The sequence below is a fragment of the Rhodococcus sp. IEGM 1341 genome (genome assembly GCF_030056895.1).
Classification (GTDB): domain Bacteria; phylum Actinomycetota; class Actinomycetes; order Mycobacteriales; family Mycobacteriaceae; genus Rhodococcoides.
The window spans coordinates 498,626-513,221 of record NZ_JASHKV010000001.1; the positions used below are offsets into that span (position 1 = coordinate 498,626).

Consider the following 14,596-nt stretch of genomic DNA (forward strand, 5'->3'; position numbering starts at 1 on the left):
CGATCCGAAAGGGGCCAGGCCATGACCGAACAGTCGAAGATGTACGAGCTGGAGTTTCCGGCACCGCAAATCTTCTCCAACGACGGCGTCGGACCCGTCCTGGTGCACGGCCTGGAGGGTTTCTCCGACGCGGGTCACGCGGTGAAGTTGGCCACCACCCACCTGCGCGAGAGTCTGGAGTCGGAGCTGGTCGCGTCGTTCGACGTCGACGAGTTGATCGACTACCGGTCCCGGCGGCCGACGATGACGTTCAAGTCCGATCATTTCTCGGACTACGACGCTCCCGAGCTGAACCTCTATGCCGTCAATGACAAGTCGGGGACTCCGTTCCTGCTGCTCGCCGGTATGGAACCGGATTTGCGATGGGAGAAGTTCACCACCGCTGTCAGGCTCCTCGCCGAACAGCTCGGTGTGCGCCGCACCATCGGTCTCGGCTCGATCCCGATGGCCATTCCGCACACCCGGCCACTCGGTGTGACGGCTCACGCCAGCGACAAGGAGCTGGTCAAGGAGGGCAACAGCTGGGCAGGTGATCTGCAGGTGCCGGGCAGCGCCTCGTCCCTGCTCGAGCTTCGGATGGCGCAGCACGGTCACGAGTCCATGGGCTTCTCTGTGCACGTCCCGCACTACCTCGCACAGACGGACTACCCCGGTGCGGCCGAGACGTTGCTCGAGAACGTCGGTGAGGCCGCCGACCTGGATCTGCCGCTTGCCGCCCTGGGTGAGGCCGCGGCGCGAGTTCGGGAACAGGTGAACGAGCACATCACCGGGAACGAAGAGGTCCAATCGGTGGTGCAGGCGCTGGAGCGTCAGTACGACACGTATGTCGCCGCGCAGGAGCAGCAGTCGACGTTGTTGGCCAGTGACGAGCCACTGCCGAGCGGCGACGAACTCGGGGCCGAGTTCGAGCGCTTCCTGGCCGAGCAGGCAAATCTCGACGAGGGTGAGGGCAACACCGAGCAGTGACAGTGTGAGTGGTCACAGAAGATGATCGATTCGGCGGGCATATAGGACAGTCCGGGCCGATCGGAACATACCTGTAACCGCAAATACGCTCGATGTTCTGCCCCGAGCGTCATCTCGTGCGAGAGTCGTAGCAACACGTACTCCGGTACGTACGTCCACACACTCGTGCACGGCGTCGCCGTTCTGTGCCGCATCGCGCGGTGCACCAGGGAATTTCAGGAGGCGCAGATGAGCACCAATCCGCGCAGTCGCAAGCTCCGTCCGGTTCCCGACGAAGAACCACGGCTGATCTTCCGGACCATTCACGGATACCGGCGGGCATTCCGCATGGCCGGCGAAGGTCCGGTGCTGCTGTTGATCCACGGTATCGGTGACAACTCCGAGACGTGGAACGAAGTCATCCCGCACCTCGCGAAGAACTACACCGTCATCGCTCCGGATCTGCTCGGTCACGGTCGCTCGGACAAGCCGCGTGCGGATTACTCCGTCGCCGCGTACGCCAACGGCATGCGCGATTTGCTCTCGGTGCTGGGCATCGAGCACGTCACCGTCGTCGGGCACTCACTGGGCGGCGGCGTCGCCATGCAGTTCGCGTACCAGTTCCCGGGCATGGTCGACAGGTTGGCTCTGGTGTCCTCCGGCGGCGTCACCAAGGACGTACATCCCATTCTTCGACTGGCGTCCATGCCGTTTCTGAGCGAGGCCGTCAAACTGCTCCGCCTGCCCGGCGCGATCCCGGCGGTGAAGCTGGCGGGCGGCCTGCTGAGCAAACTGCACAGCTCTCCCCTGCGACCCGGATCGCTCCTGCACGACACTCCGGATCTGATCCGCGTGCTGAGCGAGCTCCCGGCCCCGACGACGTACGAGGCGTATCTGCGGACCCTGCGCGCCGTCGTGGACTGGCGCGGCCAGGTGGTCACGATGCTGGACCGCTGTTATCTCACCGAGAACCTTCCCGTTCTGCTCGTGTGGGGTGATCAGGACTCGGTGATTCCGGTCAGTCATGCGCGCCTCGCGCACTCGGCCATGCCCGGTTCCACGTTGGAGGTGTTCGAGAATTCCGGACACTTCCCGTTCCGGGACGATCCGATGCGCTTTCTGCAGGTCGTCGAGGACTTCATCGATTCCACCCCGTCGCTGACTTTCGACGAGGTGCGGTGGCGCAACCTGCTCATCACCGGTGTCGGTGAGGACATGATCACCGGAAGCGCCAGCACTCGGATGGCCGTTCTCGGTGCGATGGGTTCCGACGAGCGCAGCGCGACCTGAGGCGTCGCGACGGCCGCTCGGTGTCGATGCGGGTTCGGCCGTCGATCCCACATAGCCTGTAGAGGTGCTTCTCACCGAACTGATTCCCGATGCCGCCGCCGCTCGGTCCGACGGCGTCGACCCGGACGTCCTGTTCGACACGTTCACCACCTGGACTGCCGATCGCGGTCTGACCCTGTATCCCGCGCAGGAGGAAGCTCTCATCGAGCTGGTCTCCGGCTCCAACGTCATCCTGGCCACGCCGACCGGATCGGGCAAATCGATGGTGGCCATCGGAGCCCACTACGCCGCGATGGCCGCAGGCGTTCGGAGTTTCTACACCGCGCCGATCAAGGCACTCGTCAGCGAGAAGTTCTTCGCCCTGTGCGAGATCTTCGGCGCTCAGAACGTCGGCATGATGACCGGCGACGCGTCGGTCAATTCCGGTGCTCCGATCATCTGCGCCACCGCCGAGATCGTCGCGAACCTCGCTCTGCGCCAGGGTGCCGACTCCGACATCGGCCAGGTGATCATGGACGAGTTCCACTACTACTCCGAGCCCGATCGGGGGTGGGCCTGGCAGGTTCCGTTGATCGAGCTGCCGAACGCTCAGTTTTTGTTGATGTCGGCGACTCTCGGCGACGTCTCGTTCTTCCGGGACGATCTGACCCGACGCACCGGACGCACGACCACCGTGGTCTCGGGCACCGAGCGTCCGGTTCCCTTGATGTTCTCCTACGTCACCACCCCGATCAGCGAAACCATCGAAGAGTTGGTGCAGACGCACCTCGCGCCGGTCTACGTCGTGCACTTCACCCAGGCTTCGGCACTCGAACGCGCTCAGGCATTGACGAGCGTGAACGTTGCGTCCAAGCAGGAGAAGGCCGAGATAGCCGAGGCCATCGGTGCCTTCCGCTTCACCACCGGGTTCGGCAAGACGCTGTCGAGGTTGGTTCGGCACGGCATCGGGGTGCATCACGCAGGCATGCTGCCCAAGTATCGACGGTTGGTCGAGAAGTTGGCGCAGGACGGGCTGCTCAAGGTGATCTGCGGAACGGACACCCTCGGTGTGGGCATCAACGTCCCCATTCGCACCGTGTTGTTCACCGGACTGACCAAGTACGACGGCGTCCGCACCCGCAAGCTCCGAGCCCGCGAGTTCCATCAGATCGCGGGCCGCGCGGGGCGAGCCGGATACGACACCCTCGGCACCGTCGTGGTCGAGGCCCCCGAGCACGACATCGAGAACGCCCGTCTGGTGGCCAAGGCCGGCGACGATCCGAAGAAGCTCAAACGCGTACAGCGCAAGAAGGCACCCGACGGTTTCGTCTCGTGGGGCGAGCCGACGTTCGAACGGATCATCACAGCAAGTCCTGAGCCGCTCACCTCACGGTTCTCGGTGAGCAACGCCATGCTGCTCAATGTCATTGCCCGGCCGGGCAATTGCTTCCATGCCATGCGTCACCTGCTCGAGGACAATCACGAGACCCGGCCCGCTCAGCGCAAGCACATTCTGCGGGCACTCTCGCTCTACCGCGGTCTGGTCGATGCGGGCATCGTCGAACAACTCGACGAGCCGGATGCCGACGGTCGACACGCTCGACTGACCGTGGACCTGCAGCCGGACTTCGCGCTCAATCAGCCGCTGTCGACGTTCGCGGTCGCGTCGTTCGATCTGCTCGACGCCGAATCACCGACCCATGCCCTCGACGTCGTCTCGATCATCGAATCGACCCTCGACGATCCGCGTCAGATCCTGATGGCCCAGCAGCACGCGGCGCGCGGCGAAGCGGTCTCGCAGATGAAGGCCGACGGAATCGAGTACGACGAGCGAATGGAACTGCTCGAGGAGGTCACGTGGCCGAAACCTCTTGCAGAGCTGCTCGTTCCGGCATTCGAGATCTATCGCGGCACGCATCCGTGGCTCTCCGAGGTCGGCCTGTCCCCCAAGTCCGTGGTCCGCGACATGGTCGAGCGCGCGATGACGTTCGCAGAATTGATCAGCCACTACGGTCTGATGCGGTCCGAGGGGCTCGTCCTCCGCTATCTCGCCGACGCCTATCGCACACTGCGCCAGACGGTTCCGCCGGAGTCTCGAACCGAAGAGGTACAGGACATCACCGAGTGGCTGGGTGAACTCGTGCGGCAGGTGGATTCGAGCTTGCTCGACGAATGGGAGAACCTGACGGACCCGGGTGCCGAGCCGGAGGCGCTCGTCGAGGCGTACGGATCCGATGTGCCGCGTCCGATCTCGGCCAACCCGCGGGCCTTCCGAATTCTCGCGCGGAATGCGATCTTCCGCCGAGTCGATCTGGCGGCGCGCCGACAGTGGAACGCCCTCGACGACCTCGACGACGGCCCGGACTGGGAGACGGAACTGGAACCGTTCTTCGCCGAGTACGACTCGATCGGAACCGGACCATCGGCCCGCGGCCCCGCGCTGTTCACGCTGAACGTCGGTGCGGAGTCCACCACGGTGCGTCAGGTGTTGGAGGATCCCGACGGTGACCACGGCTGGTCGCTCGACGCCGTCGTCGATGTGCCGGAGTCCGATGCGGCAGGCGAGATCGTGTTCGACGAGATCGTGATCACGCCCGGCTGAGTCCACGTGTGTTGTCGGCGAGGACTTCTGCGGCGAGAAGACCTGCGAGCGCACTGTATTCGGCGGCGCGCGCACTCGAAGCTCGGTGCACGAGACCGATGGTGCGGCCGGGAGCAGGGTGGGCGAACTCTGCGGTGGACAAGCCCGCACGAGCGACCTCGACCTCGACGGCGCTGCGCGGCAGCAGCGTCAGGCCGAGCCCTCCTGCAACGCACTGCACCACCGTGGTCAGCGACGTTGCCCGGGTATCGCTCGCATCGGGTGCGGTGTCGACCGAGCGGCACAGATCCAGGGTCTGCTCGCGCAGGCAGTGCCCCTCGTCGAGGAGGAGCAGTGGGAGACCGCGGAGGTCGGCGACCGTCAGATCCCGACGCCCCGCGAGAGGGTGCTCGGCGGGGAGCGCGAGCACGAAATCCTCGGTGTACATGGCCGTTTCGATCAAACCCGGATCGGCGAGGGGCAGCGCGAGAACGGCGACGTCGAGTGCACCGGACCGGAGTCCGTCGAGCAGTCGAGCGGTGTGATCCTCCACTATTCTCGGTACGAGGTCGGGGTACTCGACGCGCACGGCCGGGAGCACTGCGGGCAGCACGTAGGGCGCCACGGTGGGAATGATCCCGAGCCGCATACCACCGGTCAGCCGACCGCCCAATCCTGCTGCGGTAGCGACCAATCCGTCCACGGCGTCGAGTGCCGCAGTCGCCCGACCGAGTAACTGACCACCGGCCGACGTCAGCAAGACCCTGCGGGTGCTGCGCTCGATCAACTGCACCCCCAGCCCCTGCTCCAGCGTGGCGAGAGCCTGCGACAGAGACGGTTGAGTGATGTTCAGTTGCGTTGCTGCACTGCCGAAATGGCGATGTCGGGCGACCGCGACGAAGGCACGCAGATGCGACAGGGTCGGCTGATAGCTTCGATCGGTCACGCCTATCAGTCTAGTGCCACTCATCACGTTTACCTTTCACCACATTTTTGGCACACTCGTACCGGTCGGCCGGGCTCGTACGGCTGCATTCACGCCACCGATCCGAACCGCCCACATACGGAACCGACGCGATCATTCGACACGAGGAGACCACATGGCACTGTTGACAATTGGCGACCAGTTCCCTTCATACAACCTCACCGCCGTCATCGGCGGAGACCTCTCCAAGGTGAACGCCCAGCAGCCCGACGACTACTTCACCACCGTCACCAGTGACGATCACGCGGGCAAGTGGCGCATCGTCTTCTTCTGGCCCAAGGACTTCACGTTCGTGTGCCCCACCGAGATCGCCGCGTTCGGCAAGCTGAACGAGGAGTTCGAGGACCGCGACGCACAGGTCCTCGGCGCGTCGGTCGACAACGAGTTCGTTCACTTCCAGTGGCGGGCACAGCACGACGAGCTCAAGACGCTTCCCTTCCCCATGCTGTCGGACCTCAAGCGCGAATTGGCTGCTGCCACCGGTGTTCTCAATGCCGACGGTGTGGCCGACCGTGCCACCTTCATCGTCGACCCCAACAACGAGATCCAGTTCGTGTCGGTCACGGCAGGCTCGGTGGGGCGCAACGTGGACGAGGTCCTGCGAGTTCTCGACGCCTTGCAGTCCGATGAGCTGTGCGCCTGCAACTGGAAGAAGGGTGATCCCACCATCGACGCAGGCGAACTGCTGACGGCGAGCGTCTGACATGACGATCGACAACCTCAAGAACGCCGTCCCCGAGTACGCCAAGGACCTCAAGCTCAATCTCGGTTCCATCGCCCGCTCCACGGTGCTCAGCGAGCAGCAGCTGTGGGGCACCCTGCTGTCGGTGGCCGCAGCGTCGAAGTCCGCGACGACGTTGAAGGAGATTGCCGAGGACGCAGCCGATTCACTGTCGGCCGAGGCGTACAACGCCGCCCTCGGTGCCGCGTCGATCATGGGCATGAACAACGTCTTCTACCGAACCAAGGGATACCTGGACGGCAAGTACGACGATTTGCGCGCCGGTCTGCGCATGAACATCATCGGCAACCCCGGTGTGGAGAAGGCCGACTTCGAGCTGTGGTCGCTCGCGGTCTCGGCCGTCAACGGGTGCAACCACTGTCTGGAGGCACACGAGAAGACGCTGCGCGCCGAGGGCGTCGACCGCGAGAAGATCTTCGAGGCCATCCGCGCCGCGTCGATCGTCGCGGGTGTCGCGCAAGCGATCGAAGCAGGGCGAATCCTCGACGGTGCCGCCGTCTGAGCGTCGACCCGACCTGATCACCGAACGAGGGATCCGCGACCGCGGGTCCCTCGTTCGGCGTTTGGTACCGTCCGGGCATGGCTACCGACGTGTCCGTCGTCCGAGTGTTCACCGATGCCGACGGCAGGTTCGGCAACCCCCTCGGCATCGTGGCTGCGGATGACGTCGCCGAGGCGGACCGACAGCAGTTCGCCACCGAGCTCGGCTTCAGCGAGACGGTGTTCGTCGATCGCACCGACTCCGGTACAGCCTCGGCCACCATCTACACGCCCGCCGTGGAATTGCCCTTCGCCGGGCATCCCACGGTCGGACTCTCGTGGTGGCTTCGCGAGCAGGGACACCCGATCGATGTGCTCACAGTTCCTGCCGCGCCGCTGAACATCCGCTACGAGGGCGAGCACACCTGGGTTCGGGCCCGAGCCGACTGGACTCCGCACTTCACCTTTCATCAGGTCCAGGACGCGGCCGAGGTGACGGCAGCGGACCCGAGTGCGTACGACAGCGGGCACCACTACGTCTGGGCCTGGACCGACGAGGAGCACGGCGCGCTGCGATCACGCATGTTCGCACCGATGATGGGTATCGCCGAGGACGAAGCGACCGGCGCTGCCGCCGTCCGGCTGACCGGTGAACTCGGCCGGAGCCTGAACATCCTGCAGGGAGCCGGATCTCGATTGCACACCACCTTCGAAGCCGGATGGGTGGAGCTGGGCGGACGTACCGCGGCGGACGCGTCGATCAGCCTCTGACGGGTACGTCCACCTCGATTTCCTCGCCCAGACGAACACCGTCGGCGAGTGGGAGTCGATCGCCGCTCCAGAACTTTCCTGGGTCGAACCAGTTGGCTTTCTTGTTGCCGGTGAGCAGACCCATCGCGTCGTAGGTCATGGCCACCACCTCTGCGCAGTAGGCGGTTTCGAGGGCTGCTCCCTCGCGTTGGCTGCGACGCAGTGTGGGGACTCGGCCCCGGAACCAACGACCGGCGAGCGAGGCGGTGGTCGGAAAGGCTGTGCCGTCCAAGCGGGCGATGGTGCGAAGCAGGGCGTCCTCCTGCTCTTTCGTCACGGACGGGGTGTAGCCTGCAGAACGACCCGCGTATCCGTCCAATTGTCGCAGCCAGCACCGCTGTTCGTACTTCGTGGCCCACTGGGTCACGGCCGCTCGCAGATCGTGCAGCTGCACTCCGCGCTGGAAGTTGCCGGTCCACATGTCCTGCAACGACTTCCCCAGTTCGGCGTGCCACATCAGCGGAGGCAGGTCGTCGATCACGACGGACATGCCGACGTGATTGACCGGACTGTTGGTCAGTGCCTGGATTGCGCGATCGGCGTTCGACTGTCCGCGGAAGATCCAGATGTCCCCCGTTCTGGTGGCCTCGACTGCGGTATCGAGGCTGATTCGCGACGGATTCATGGTCCACACCCTAGATCTCGTGACGGTACGGTGGCCGGATGAACGTGTGGAAGGCTGTCGGTCTCGCCGGGATGGTCGGTGTCGCGGCCACCGGGGCGTTGGTGGTTCGATCCGAGCGCAAGCGTCGTGCCTACGCGCCCGAGGAAGTGCGCGAGCAGCTGCACCGTCGTTTCGCGGCTGTCTCCGACGAGCCGACACCGGCACCCGCTCCCCCGCTGTCGCGAGGGAAGCAGCTGCTCGGCAGACTTCGGTTCAGCCGAGCGCGCTGAGGATCCGCGCGGCCAGCTCTTCGATCTCGGCGTCGGTCATGACGAATGCGGGCGAGATCTGCATCGCACCCTGGCCGGCGGCGCGGCCGGAGACCCCGTGTGCCCGAAGCGTTTTGACGAAAGGCAATGCTTCGGCCGGGTCGGCGAGCTGCACGGCGGCAACAGCACCGATTCCGCTGCGGATCTCCGATACTCGTTCGTGTGCGGCCAGTGGCGCGAGGTGGGTGTGCAGGGCCGCCTCGATGCGCTTGGAGTGCGAGAGCAGCTCTTCGCGCTCGATGATGTCGAGGTTGGCCATCGCTGCCGCCGCCGCTCCGGCGTGGCCGCCGTAGGTGTACCCGTGTCGCCACCACACGCCGCCCGCGAAGAACGGCTCGGCGATCATCGGGGCGATGAAGACAGCACCCATCGGTACGTACCCGGACGTCAACCCCTTGGCGGTCGTCATCAGGTCGGGTTCCAGCTCGAACCGGGTGGAGGCGAACCAGCTGCCGCCGATCCGACCGAACCCGGTGACGACCTCGTCCGCGACGAACAGCACGTCGTTGTCGCGACAGATCTGCCGCACCTCGCGCAGGTAGCCCTCCGGCGGTAGGTAGATTCCGCCGGCACCGATGACCGGCTCGCAGAAGAAGGCGGCCACGTTCTCGGCACCGACCTCCTCGATCAGCGCCAGCAGCGACTTCGCGTCGTCCCACGCCACTGTCCTGGCGTCGGGCATCAGTTCACCGTAGTTCTCCTTGTTGACCGGGATACCGGCCAGCGCGGTGCCGGCGACGTGCATGCCGTGATAGGCCTTCTGCCGTCCGACGATGATCTTCTTGGCCGGTTGCCCCATTTCGACCCAGTAGCGGCGCGCGAGCTTCGCGGCGGTGTCGATGGAGTCCGAGCCACCGGAGGTGAAGAAGATCTTGCTGCCCGGAACCGGTGCGATGGCAGCGAGACGATCGGCCAAGGCCAGCGTGGTCTCGGGTACGAAGTCGCCGAAGTTCGAGTAGTGGGCGATCGAGCTCAGCTGTGTGGCAACGGCATCGGCGATCTCGCGTCGGCCGTGACCGACGTTGGTGAACCACAGACCGGCGGTCGCGTCGAGATACTTCGTTCCCTTGTTGTCGAAGATGTACGCACCCTCGCCTCGCGAGACGACGAACGGCCCGCTGGCGGTGACGTTGCCCATGTCGGCGAAGCCGTGCCACAGCGCGGAGGAGTGTGTGGTGGCCGCTGGATCGAGGTCGGAAGACATGCGCTACACAGTAGTGGAGTCCGTTTCGCTCGAGACCGATCCGTGCCTCCACCGTCCCGCGAGCCGTCCGAGAGCATTCACTGCCAGCGCCATGAGCGCGAAGGCGACGGTCAACACCACCAGCCCGACGGCAAGCGCGGGGTATCCCCGTTCCCTCGGATCGAGGAAGGGATAGGGGTACCAGTCGACGACGGGTCCACGGATCAGGGTGTAGATCCCGTAGACCAGCGGGAAGAGCAACCACGTCAGGCTGCGTGACTCGGAGATCTGCCGACGCGGTGGAGCGAGAATCCAGTCGAGCAGAAGGACCACGGGCATGATTCGATGCACCACGTTGTTGGTCCACGGATCCGCGACACCGACATCGATGTTCGCAAGCAACACCGCGTAGATGATCCCGGTGATCACCATGTAGAGCGTCACCGCTCCGCGAAAGAGCTGCCATCCCGAAGTCCGCGGATCGATCACGCCGCCGATCGTGAGGACGAGCACCGTCAGGACGTTGCTGATCACGGTGAAGTAGCTGAAGTAGTTGACCAACGAGAACGTCGGGGCGGCAAGTCCGTCCAGAACGATCGAGACGAGCGCTGCGGCGGTGAGCGCGGCGAACAGCACCCGCAGCGTCCTGATCGGTACCGGCGTACGCGGTTCGGCAGTGACATCGTGCACGATGCTCATACGGCGATCCTGGCACAGTCTCGGCCGGCATTCACGGCGGTTGCGTCGATGCGGATATCCTGGACAGAGTATGTCTAACTCGAATTTGTCCGGTCAGCGAAAATCTCTCGCCACACGTCTGGCAGACGTCACGATCCGGGACGAGAACCGGCTGCGGCGGCGACTGGACAAGGCTCGTACCGACGACGCGTTCGCCGCTCTCGAACGCGATGTCGCCCGCGCCGAGACGGTAGTGGCCAATCGCCGGGCGGCGGTGCCGACCCTCGAGTTCCCCGAGTCGCTTCCGGTCAGTCTCCGCAAGGACGACATCGCAGCCGCCATCGCCGAACACCAGGTCGTCATCGTCGCCGGTGAGACCGGTTCGGGTAAGACCACTCAGATTCCCAAGATCGCTCTCGCACTGGGCCGCGGAATTCGCGGTTCGATCGGCCACACTCAGCCTCGACGCCTCGCTGCCCGCACGGTGGCCGAACGCATCGCCGAGGAGGTGGGCGAGCCCCTGGGTGAATCCATCGGCTACAAGGTGAGATTCACCGACCAGTCCTCGGATTCGACCCTCGTCAAGCTGATGACAGACGGCATCCTGCTGGCGGAGATCCAGCGAGACAGACTGCTGCGACAGTACGACACCCTGATCATCGACGAAGCGCACGAGCGCAGCCTCAACATCGACTTCATCCTGGGTTACCTGGCGCAGCTTCTCCCCCGGCGTCCCGACCTCAAGATCGTCATCACCTCGGCGACGATCGACCCCGAACGGTTCGCCCAGCACTTCGCGCGGGACGGCGTGCCTGCCCCGATCATCGAGGTCTCCGGTCGCACGTTCCCGGTCGAGATGCGCTATCGGCCACTGACCGTCGACGCCGGGGACACCACGATCGATCTCGACCCCGTCGACGCGACCTGTCAGGCCGTCGACGAGCTGATGGCCGAGGGCGACGGCGACATTCTGGTGTTCCTGTCCGGTGAACGCGAGATTCGCGACACCGCCGACGCCCTGAACGATCGCAATCTCCGCAACACCGAGATCGTTCCTTTGTATGCGAGACTCTCTGCGGCCGAACAACACCGAGTGTTCTCCCCGCACTCGGGCCGACGCGTGGTGCTCTCGACGAACGTCGCGGAAACATCGCTGACGGTCCCCGGCATCCGCTACGTGGTCGACCCCGGTACCGCTCGAATCTCGCGATATTCGTTGCGCACCAAGGTGCAACGACTCCCCATCGAGCCGATCTCCCAGGCGTCGGCGCGGCAGCGGGCCGGCCGCTGTGGCCGCGTCGCCGACGGCATCTGCATCCGGCTGTATTCCGAAGAGGATTTCGAGTCGCGTCCACAGTTCACCGAGCCGGAGATACTGCGCACCAACCTGGCGTCGGTCATCCTGCAGATGACCGCACTCGGGCTGGGCAAGATCGACGCGTTCCCGTTCGTCGAACCGCCCGATCCGCGCAGTATCAGGGACGGAATCGGACTGCTCGAGGAACTCGGGGCGCTGAAGCCGGCCACCAAGGACGGCACTGCAGAGCTGACCCCGATCGGCCGGGAACTCTCGGCACTGCCGGTCGATCCTCGGATGGCTCGGATGCTCGTCGAGGCCAACGGCAACGGCTCTCTTCGCGACGCGTTGGTGGTTGTGGCGGCCCTGTCGATTCAGGACGTTCGTGAGCGGCCCGCCGAGCATCAGCAGGCAGCGGACGAGAAGCATGCACGCTTCGCAGTGGAGAACTCCGACTTCCTGGCGTACGTGAAACTCTGGACGTATCTGCGCGAGCAACGAAACGAACTGTCCTCCAACCAGTTCCGACGTATGTGCCGCACCGAGTTCCTGCACTACCTACGTATTCGGGAGTGGCAGGATCTGCACGGCCAACTACGTCAGATCACCCGTGGACTCGGGTGGACGGTGCCCGACGCCGATTCCACCGAGACCGCCCTGCATCAGTCGCTGCTGTCCGGACTGCTCTCGCACGTCGGGCTCAGGGAGGGCGACAAGCGCGAGTTCCTCGGCGCGCGCGGAGCTCACTTCGCGATCTTCCCGGGTTCGGGTCTGTTCAAGAAGCCCCCGCGGTGGGTCATGGCCGCCGAACTGGTCGAGACCGGACGCCTGTGGGGCCGCATGGTCGCCCGCATCGAACCGGAATGGGCCGAGCGACTCGCACCGCACCTGGTCAAGCGGACGTACTCGGAACCGCATTGGTCGATCAAGCGTGAATCCGCGATGGCCTACGAGCGGGTGACGCTGTACGGCATTCCGTTGGTGACGCAACGTCCGGTGAACTATCACCGTATCGACCCCGAGGCGTCCCGAGAGCTGTTCATCAGACATGCGCTGGTAGAGGGCGAATGGAAGACCCAGCACGCGTTCTTCCACAAGAACAGGGCGCTGCTCGACGACGTGGGTGAACTCGAACATCGCGCCCGACGGCGCGACATCGTCGTCGACGACGACGCTCTGTTCGACTTCTACGACGCCCGCATCGCCCCGGAGGCGGTGTCGGCACGGCACTTCGACACCTGGTGGAAGAAGGCCCGCAGACAGGACCCGGCGCTGCTCGACTTCACCACCGACACCGTCGTCAACTCCGACGCGGCCTCGGTACTGACCGGCGCGTATCCCGACGCATGGCGACAGGGCGAGATCCAGTTTCCCCTGACCTACCAGTTCGAGCCGGGCACGGCGGCCGACGGCGTCACCGCACGAATTCCGATCGCTCTGCTCGCTCAGGTACAGCCGGTGGGCTTCGACTGGCTGGTCCCGGGGATGCGCGGCGAGTTGGTGACCGCGCTGATCAAGACGCTTCCGAAAGCGTTGCGCCGCAATGTCGTACCGGCCCCCGACTTCGCAGCCGCGGCGTTGGCGGTCATGCGGCCCCGCGCCGAAACGTTGGTGACGGCACTGGCCCGTGAGCTCTCGCGGGCGGCCCAGTGCCACATCACAGCGAAGGACTTCGATGTTGCGGCACTCCCCGAGCACCTGAGAATGACGTTCGCGGCCGTCGATCCGTCCGGAAAGGTGTTGGGCAGCAACAAGGATCTGACCGCTCTGCGTACCGGTTTGTCCGGTGAGGTCGGCCGTCAGGTGGCCAGCGCGGTGGGTGACGCCGAGCGTGCGCCCTCGCTGGCGTGGACCTCGAGCACGCTGGGACGGTTGGAGTCGACCGTCACCCGAGATGTGGGAGGCCAGAAGGTCACCGGCTATCCGGCTTTGGTGCCGGAAGGACCGGGCGTGGCGGTTCGAGTCCTGAGCACCCCTGCTCAGCAGCGGGCAGCGATGCGTTCCGGAACCAGGGCTCTGCTGCTGTCGACTGCGCCGAAGGGCACCAAAGCACTGTTGGCCGGATTACCGACGGCGGAACGGCTTGCCCTCGGCCAGAATCCGTACGGCGGAGTCGATGCACTGCTCGAGGAATGCCGGGTTCTCGCGGTCGAGGAAGCAATGGACGCGCACGGTGGACCGGTACGAGATCCCGAGGCTTTCGACAAGCTCAGGGCGCTCGTGCACGCGGAGGTTCCGCAGCGTACCGCCGCGGTCCTCGCCCTGGTTCGTCCTGTGCTGACCGCTGCCCTGGCTTTGTCGGCGCAACTACAATCAGCCTCGGGTGAGCCGGCAGACGATGTTCGGGAGCAGCTCGACGGCTTGATCTTTCGCGGATTCGTCACCGAGTTCGGTTCTCGCAGATTGGCGGACCTGCCGCGCTATCTCGCGGCGGCGACGAAGCGGTTGGCCACTCTGCCGAGCAGCGCAGGCCGTGACGCGGCGGCGATGGATGTACTCGATCGGGTGTACGCGTCGTACGGACGACTGCTGGATTCGCTTCCGGAGAGCAGAAAGAACAGTTCCGGGGTGCAGGAGTTGTTCTGGATGATCGAGGAGCTGCGCGTGGGACTGTTCGCCCAAGGGATTCGTACGGCGTATCCGGTCTCCGAGAAGCGCATCGAGAAGGCGATCTCGGACCAGAGCCGCTGACG

At 65.0% G+C, this 14,596-nt stretch carries 12 protein-coding genes; 8 read left to right on the forward strand and 4 right to left on the reverse strand.

Translation table 11 applies throughout. The features are described from left to right. The first annotated feature begins 21 nt into the window (after window positions 1-21). The 3 genes from QM615_RS02095 (at window position 22) to QM615_RS02105 (ending at window position 4,816) form a co-directional block, all read left to right on the forward strand. Complete coding sequence (locus tag QM615_RS02095; RefSeq protein WP_283346945.1) at window positions 22-966, forward strand: proteasome assembly chaperone family protein; 945 nt, start codon at window positions 22-24, stop codon at window positions 964-966. A 228-nt stretch (window positions 967-1,194) separates the two neighbouring features. Further along, window positions 1,195-2,235, forward strand: coding sequence for an alpha/beta fold hydrolase (locus QM615_RS02100; protein ID WP_037190102.1), 1,041 nt, complete (start codon window positions 1,195-1,197; stop codon window positions 2,233-2,235). Window positions 2,236-2,299: 64 nt separating this feature from the next. Next, window positions 2,300-4,816, forward strand: a complete 2,517-nt coding sequence (locus QM615_RS02105; RefSeq protein ID WP_149405905.1) for a DEAD/DEAH box helicase — start codon at window positions 2,300-2,302, stop codon at window positions 4,814-4,816. Here the strand turns inward: QM615_RS02105 and QM615_RS02110 are convergent. Beyond that, complete coding sequence (locus tag QM615_RS02110; protein WP_149405906.1) at window positions 4,803-5,741, reverse strand: hydrogen peroxide-inducible genes activator; 939 nt, start codon at window positions 5,739-5,741, stop codon at window positions 4,803-4,805. The two genes, QM615_RS02105 and QM615_RS02110, sit on opposite strands and share 14 nt — an antisense overlap. Before the next feature lie 154 nt (window positions 5,742-5,895). On the opposite strand from QM615_RS02110, the gene QM615_RS02115 reads away from it, so the two are divergent. The 3 genes from QM615_RS02115 to QM615_RS02125 all read left to right on the forward strand — a co-directional run bounded on the left by QM615_RS02115 (window position 5,896) and on the right by QM615_RS02125 (window position 7,773). Beyond that, window positions 5,896-6,483, forward strand: coding sequence for a peroxiredoxin (locus QM615_RS02115; protein WP_032397906.1), 588 nt, complete (start codon window positions 5,896-5,898; stop codon window positions 6,481-6,483). Window position 6,484: 1 nt separating this feature from the next. Continuing rightward, the gene (gene ahpD, locus QM615_RS02120; protein WP_094642035.1) at window positions 6,485-7,024 is read left to right on the forward strand and encodes an alkylhydroperoxidase, AhpD family; all 540 of its coding nucleotides are present in this window, start codon (window positions 6,485-6,487) and stop codon (window positions 7,022-7,024) included. 77 nt (window positions 7,025-7,101) lie between these two features. After that, window positions 7,102-7,773, forward strand: a complete 672-nt coding sequence (locus QM615_RS02125; RefSeq protein ID WP_149405907.1) for a PhzF family phenazine biosynthesis protein — start codon at window positions 7,102-7,104, stop codon at window positions 7,771-7,773. Here the strand turns inward: QM615_RS02125 and QM615_RS02130 are convergent. After that, complete coding sequence (locus QM615_RS02130; protein ID WP_149405908.1) at window positions 7,763-8,437, reverse strand: hypothetical protein; 675 nt, start codon at window positions 8,435-8,437, stop codon at window positions 7,763-7,765. The two genes, QM615_RS02125 and QM615_RS02130, sit on opposite strands and share 11 nt — an antisense overlap. Before the next feature lie 38 nt (window positions 8,438-8,475). Between QM615_RS02130 and QM615_RS02135 the strand changes: the two genes are divergently transcribed. Further along, window positions 8,476-8,706, forward strand: a complete 231-nt coding sequence (locus QM615_RS02135) for a hypothetical protein (RefSeq protein WP_068050670.1) — start codon at window positions 8,476-8,478, stop codon at window positions 8,704-8,706. On the opposite strand, the gene QM615_RS02140 is transcribed toward QM615_RS02135, so the two are convergent. Together QM615_RS02140 and QM615_RS02145 are read right to left on the reverse strand one after the other, a co-directional pair. After that, window positions 8,690-9,949, reverse strand: coding sequence for an aminotransferase family protein (locus QM615_RS02140; protein WP_149405909.1), 1,260 nt, complete (start codon window positions 9,947-9,949; stop codon window positions 8,690-8,692). The two genes, QM615_RS02135 and QM615_RS02140, sit on opposite strands and share 17 nt — an antisense overlap. A gap of 3 nt (window positions 9,950-9,952) precedes the next feature. Continuing rightward, window positions 9,953-10,627 carry a Pr6Pr family membrane protein gene (locus QM615_RS02145; RefSeq protein WP_149405910.1) on the reverse strand — a complete coding sequence of 225 codons (675 nt, stop codon included), beginning with the start codon at window positions 10,625-10,627 and terminating at the stop codon, window positions 9,953-9,955. A 70-nt stretch (window positions 10,628-10,697) separates the two neighbouring features. Here QM615_RS02145 and hrpA point away from each other — a divergent pair, with 70 nt between their 5' ends. Next, window positions 10,698-14,594 carry an ATP-dependent RNA helicase HrpA gene (hrpA, locus tag QM615_RS02150; protein ID WP_149405911.1) on the forward strand — a complete coding sequence of 1,299 codons (3,897 nt, stop codon included), beginning with the start codon at window positions 10,698-10,700 and terminating at the stop codon, window positions 14,592-14,594. The last annotated feature ends 2 nt before the right edge of the window (window positions 14,595-14,596 follow it).

Coding starts and splice junctions, on each gene's coding strand:
- QM615_RS02130 (WP_149405908.1), bottom strand. CDS start 8,437: ATGAATCCGTCGCGAATCAGCCTCGATACCGCAGTCGAGGCCACCAGA.
- hrpA (WP_149405911.1), top strand. CDS start 10,698: ATGTCTAACTCGAATTTGTCCGGTCAGCGAAAATCTCTCGCCACACGT.
- ahpD (WP_094642035.1), top strand. CDS start 6,485: ATGACGATCGACAACCTCAAGAACGCCGTCCCCGAGTACGCCAAGGAC.
- QM615_RS02095 (WP_283346945.1), top strand. CDS start 22: ATGACCGAACAGTCGAAGATGTACGAGCTGGAGTTTCCGGCACCGCAA.
- QM615_RS02125 (WP_149405907.1), top strand. CDS start 7,102: ATGGCTACCGACGTGTCCGTCGTCCGAGTGTTCACCGATGCCGACGGC.
- QM615_RS02145 (WP_149405910.1), bottom strand. CDS start 10,627: ATGAGCATCGTGCACGATGTCACTGCCGAACCGCGTACGCCGGTACCG.
- QM615_RS02140 (WP_149405909.1), bottom strand. CDS start 9,949: ATGTCTTCCGACCTCGATCCAGCGGCCACCACACACTCCTCCGCGCTG.
- QM615_RS02135 (WP_068050670.1), top strand. CDS start 8,476: ATGAACGTGTGGAAGGCTGTCGGTCTCGCCGGGATGGTCGGTGTCGCG.
- QM615_RS02115 (WP_032397906.1), top strand. CDS start 5,896: ATGGCACTGTTGACAATTGGCGACCAGTTCCCTTCATACAACCTCACC.
- QM615_RS02100 (WP_037190102.1), top strand. CDS start 1,195: ATGAGCACCAATCCGCGCAGTCGCAAGCTCCGTCCGGTTCCCGACGAA.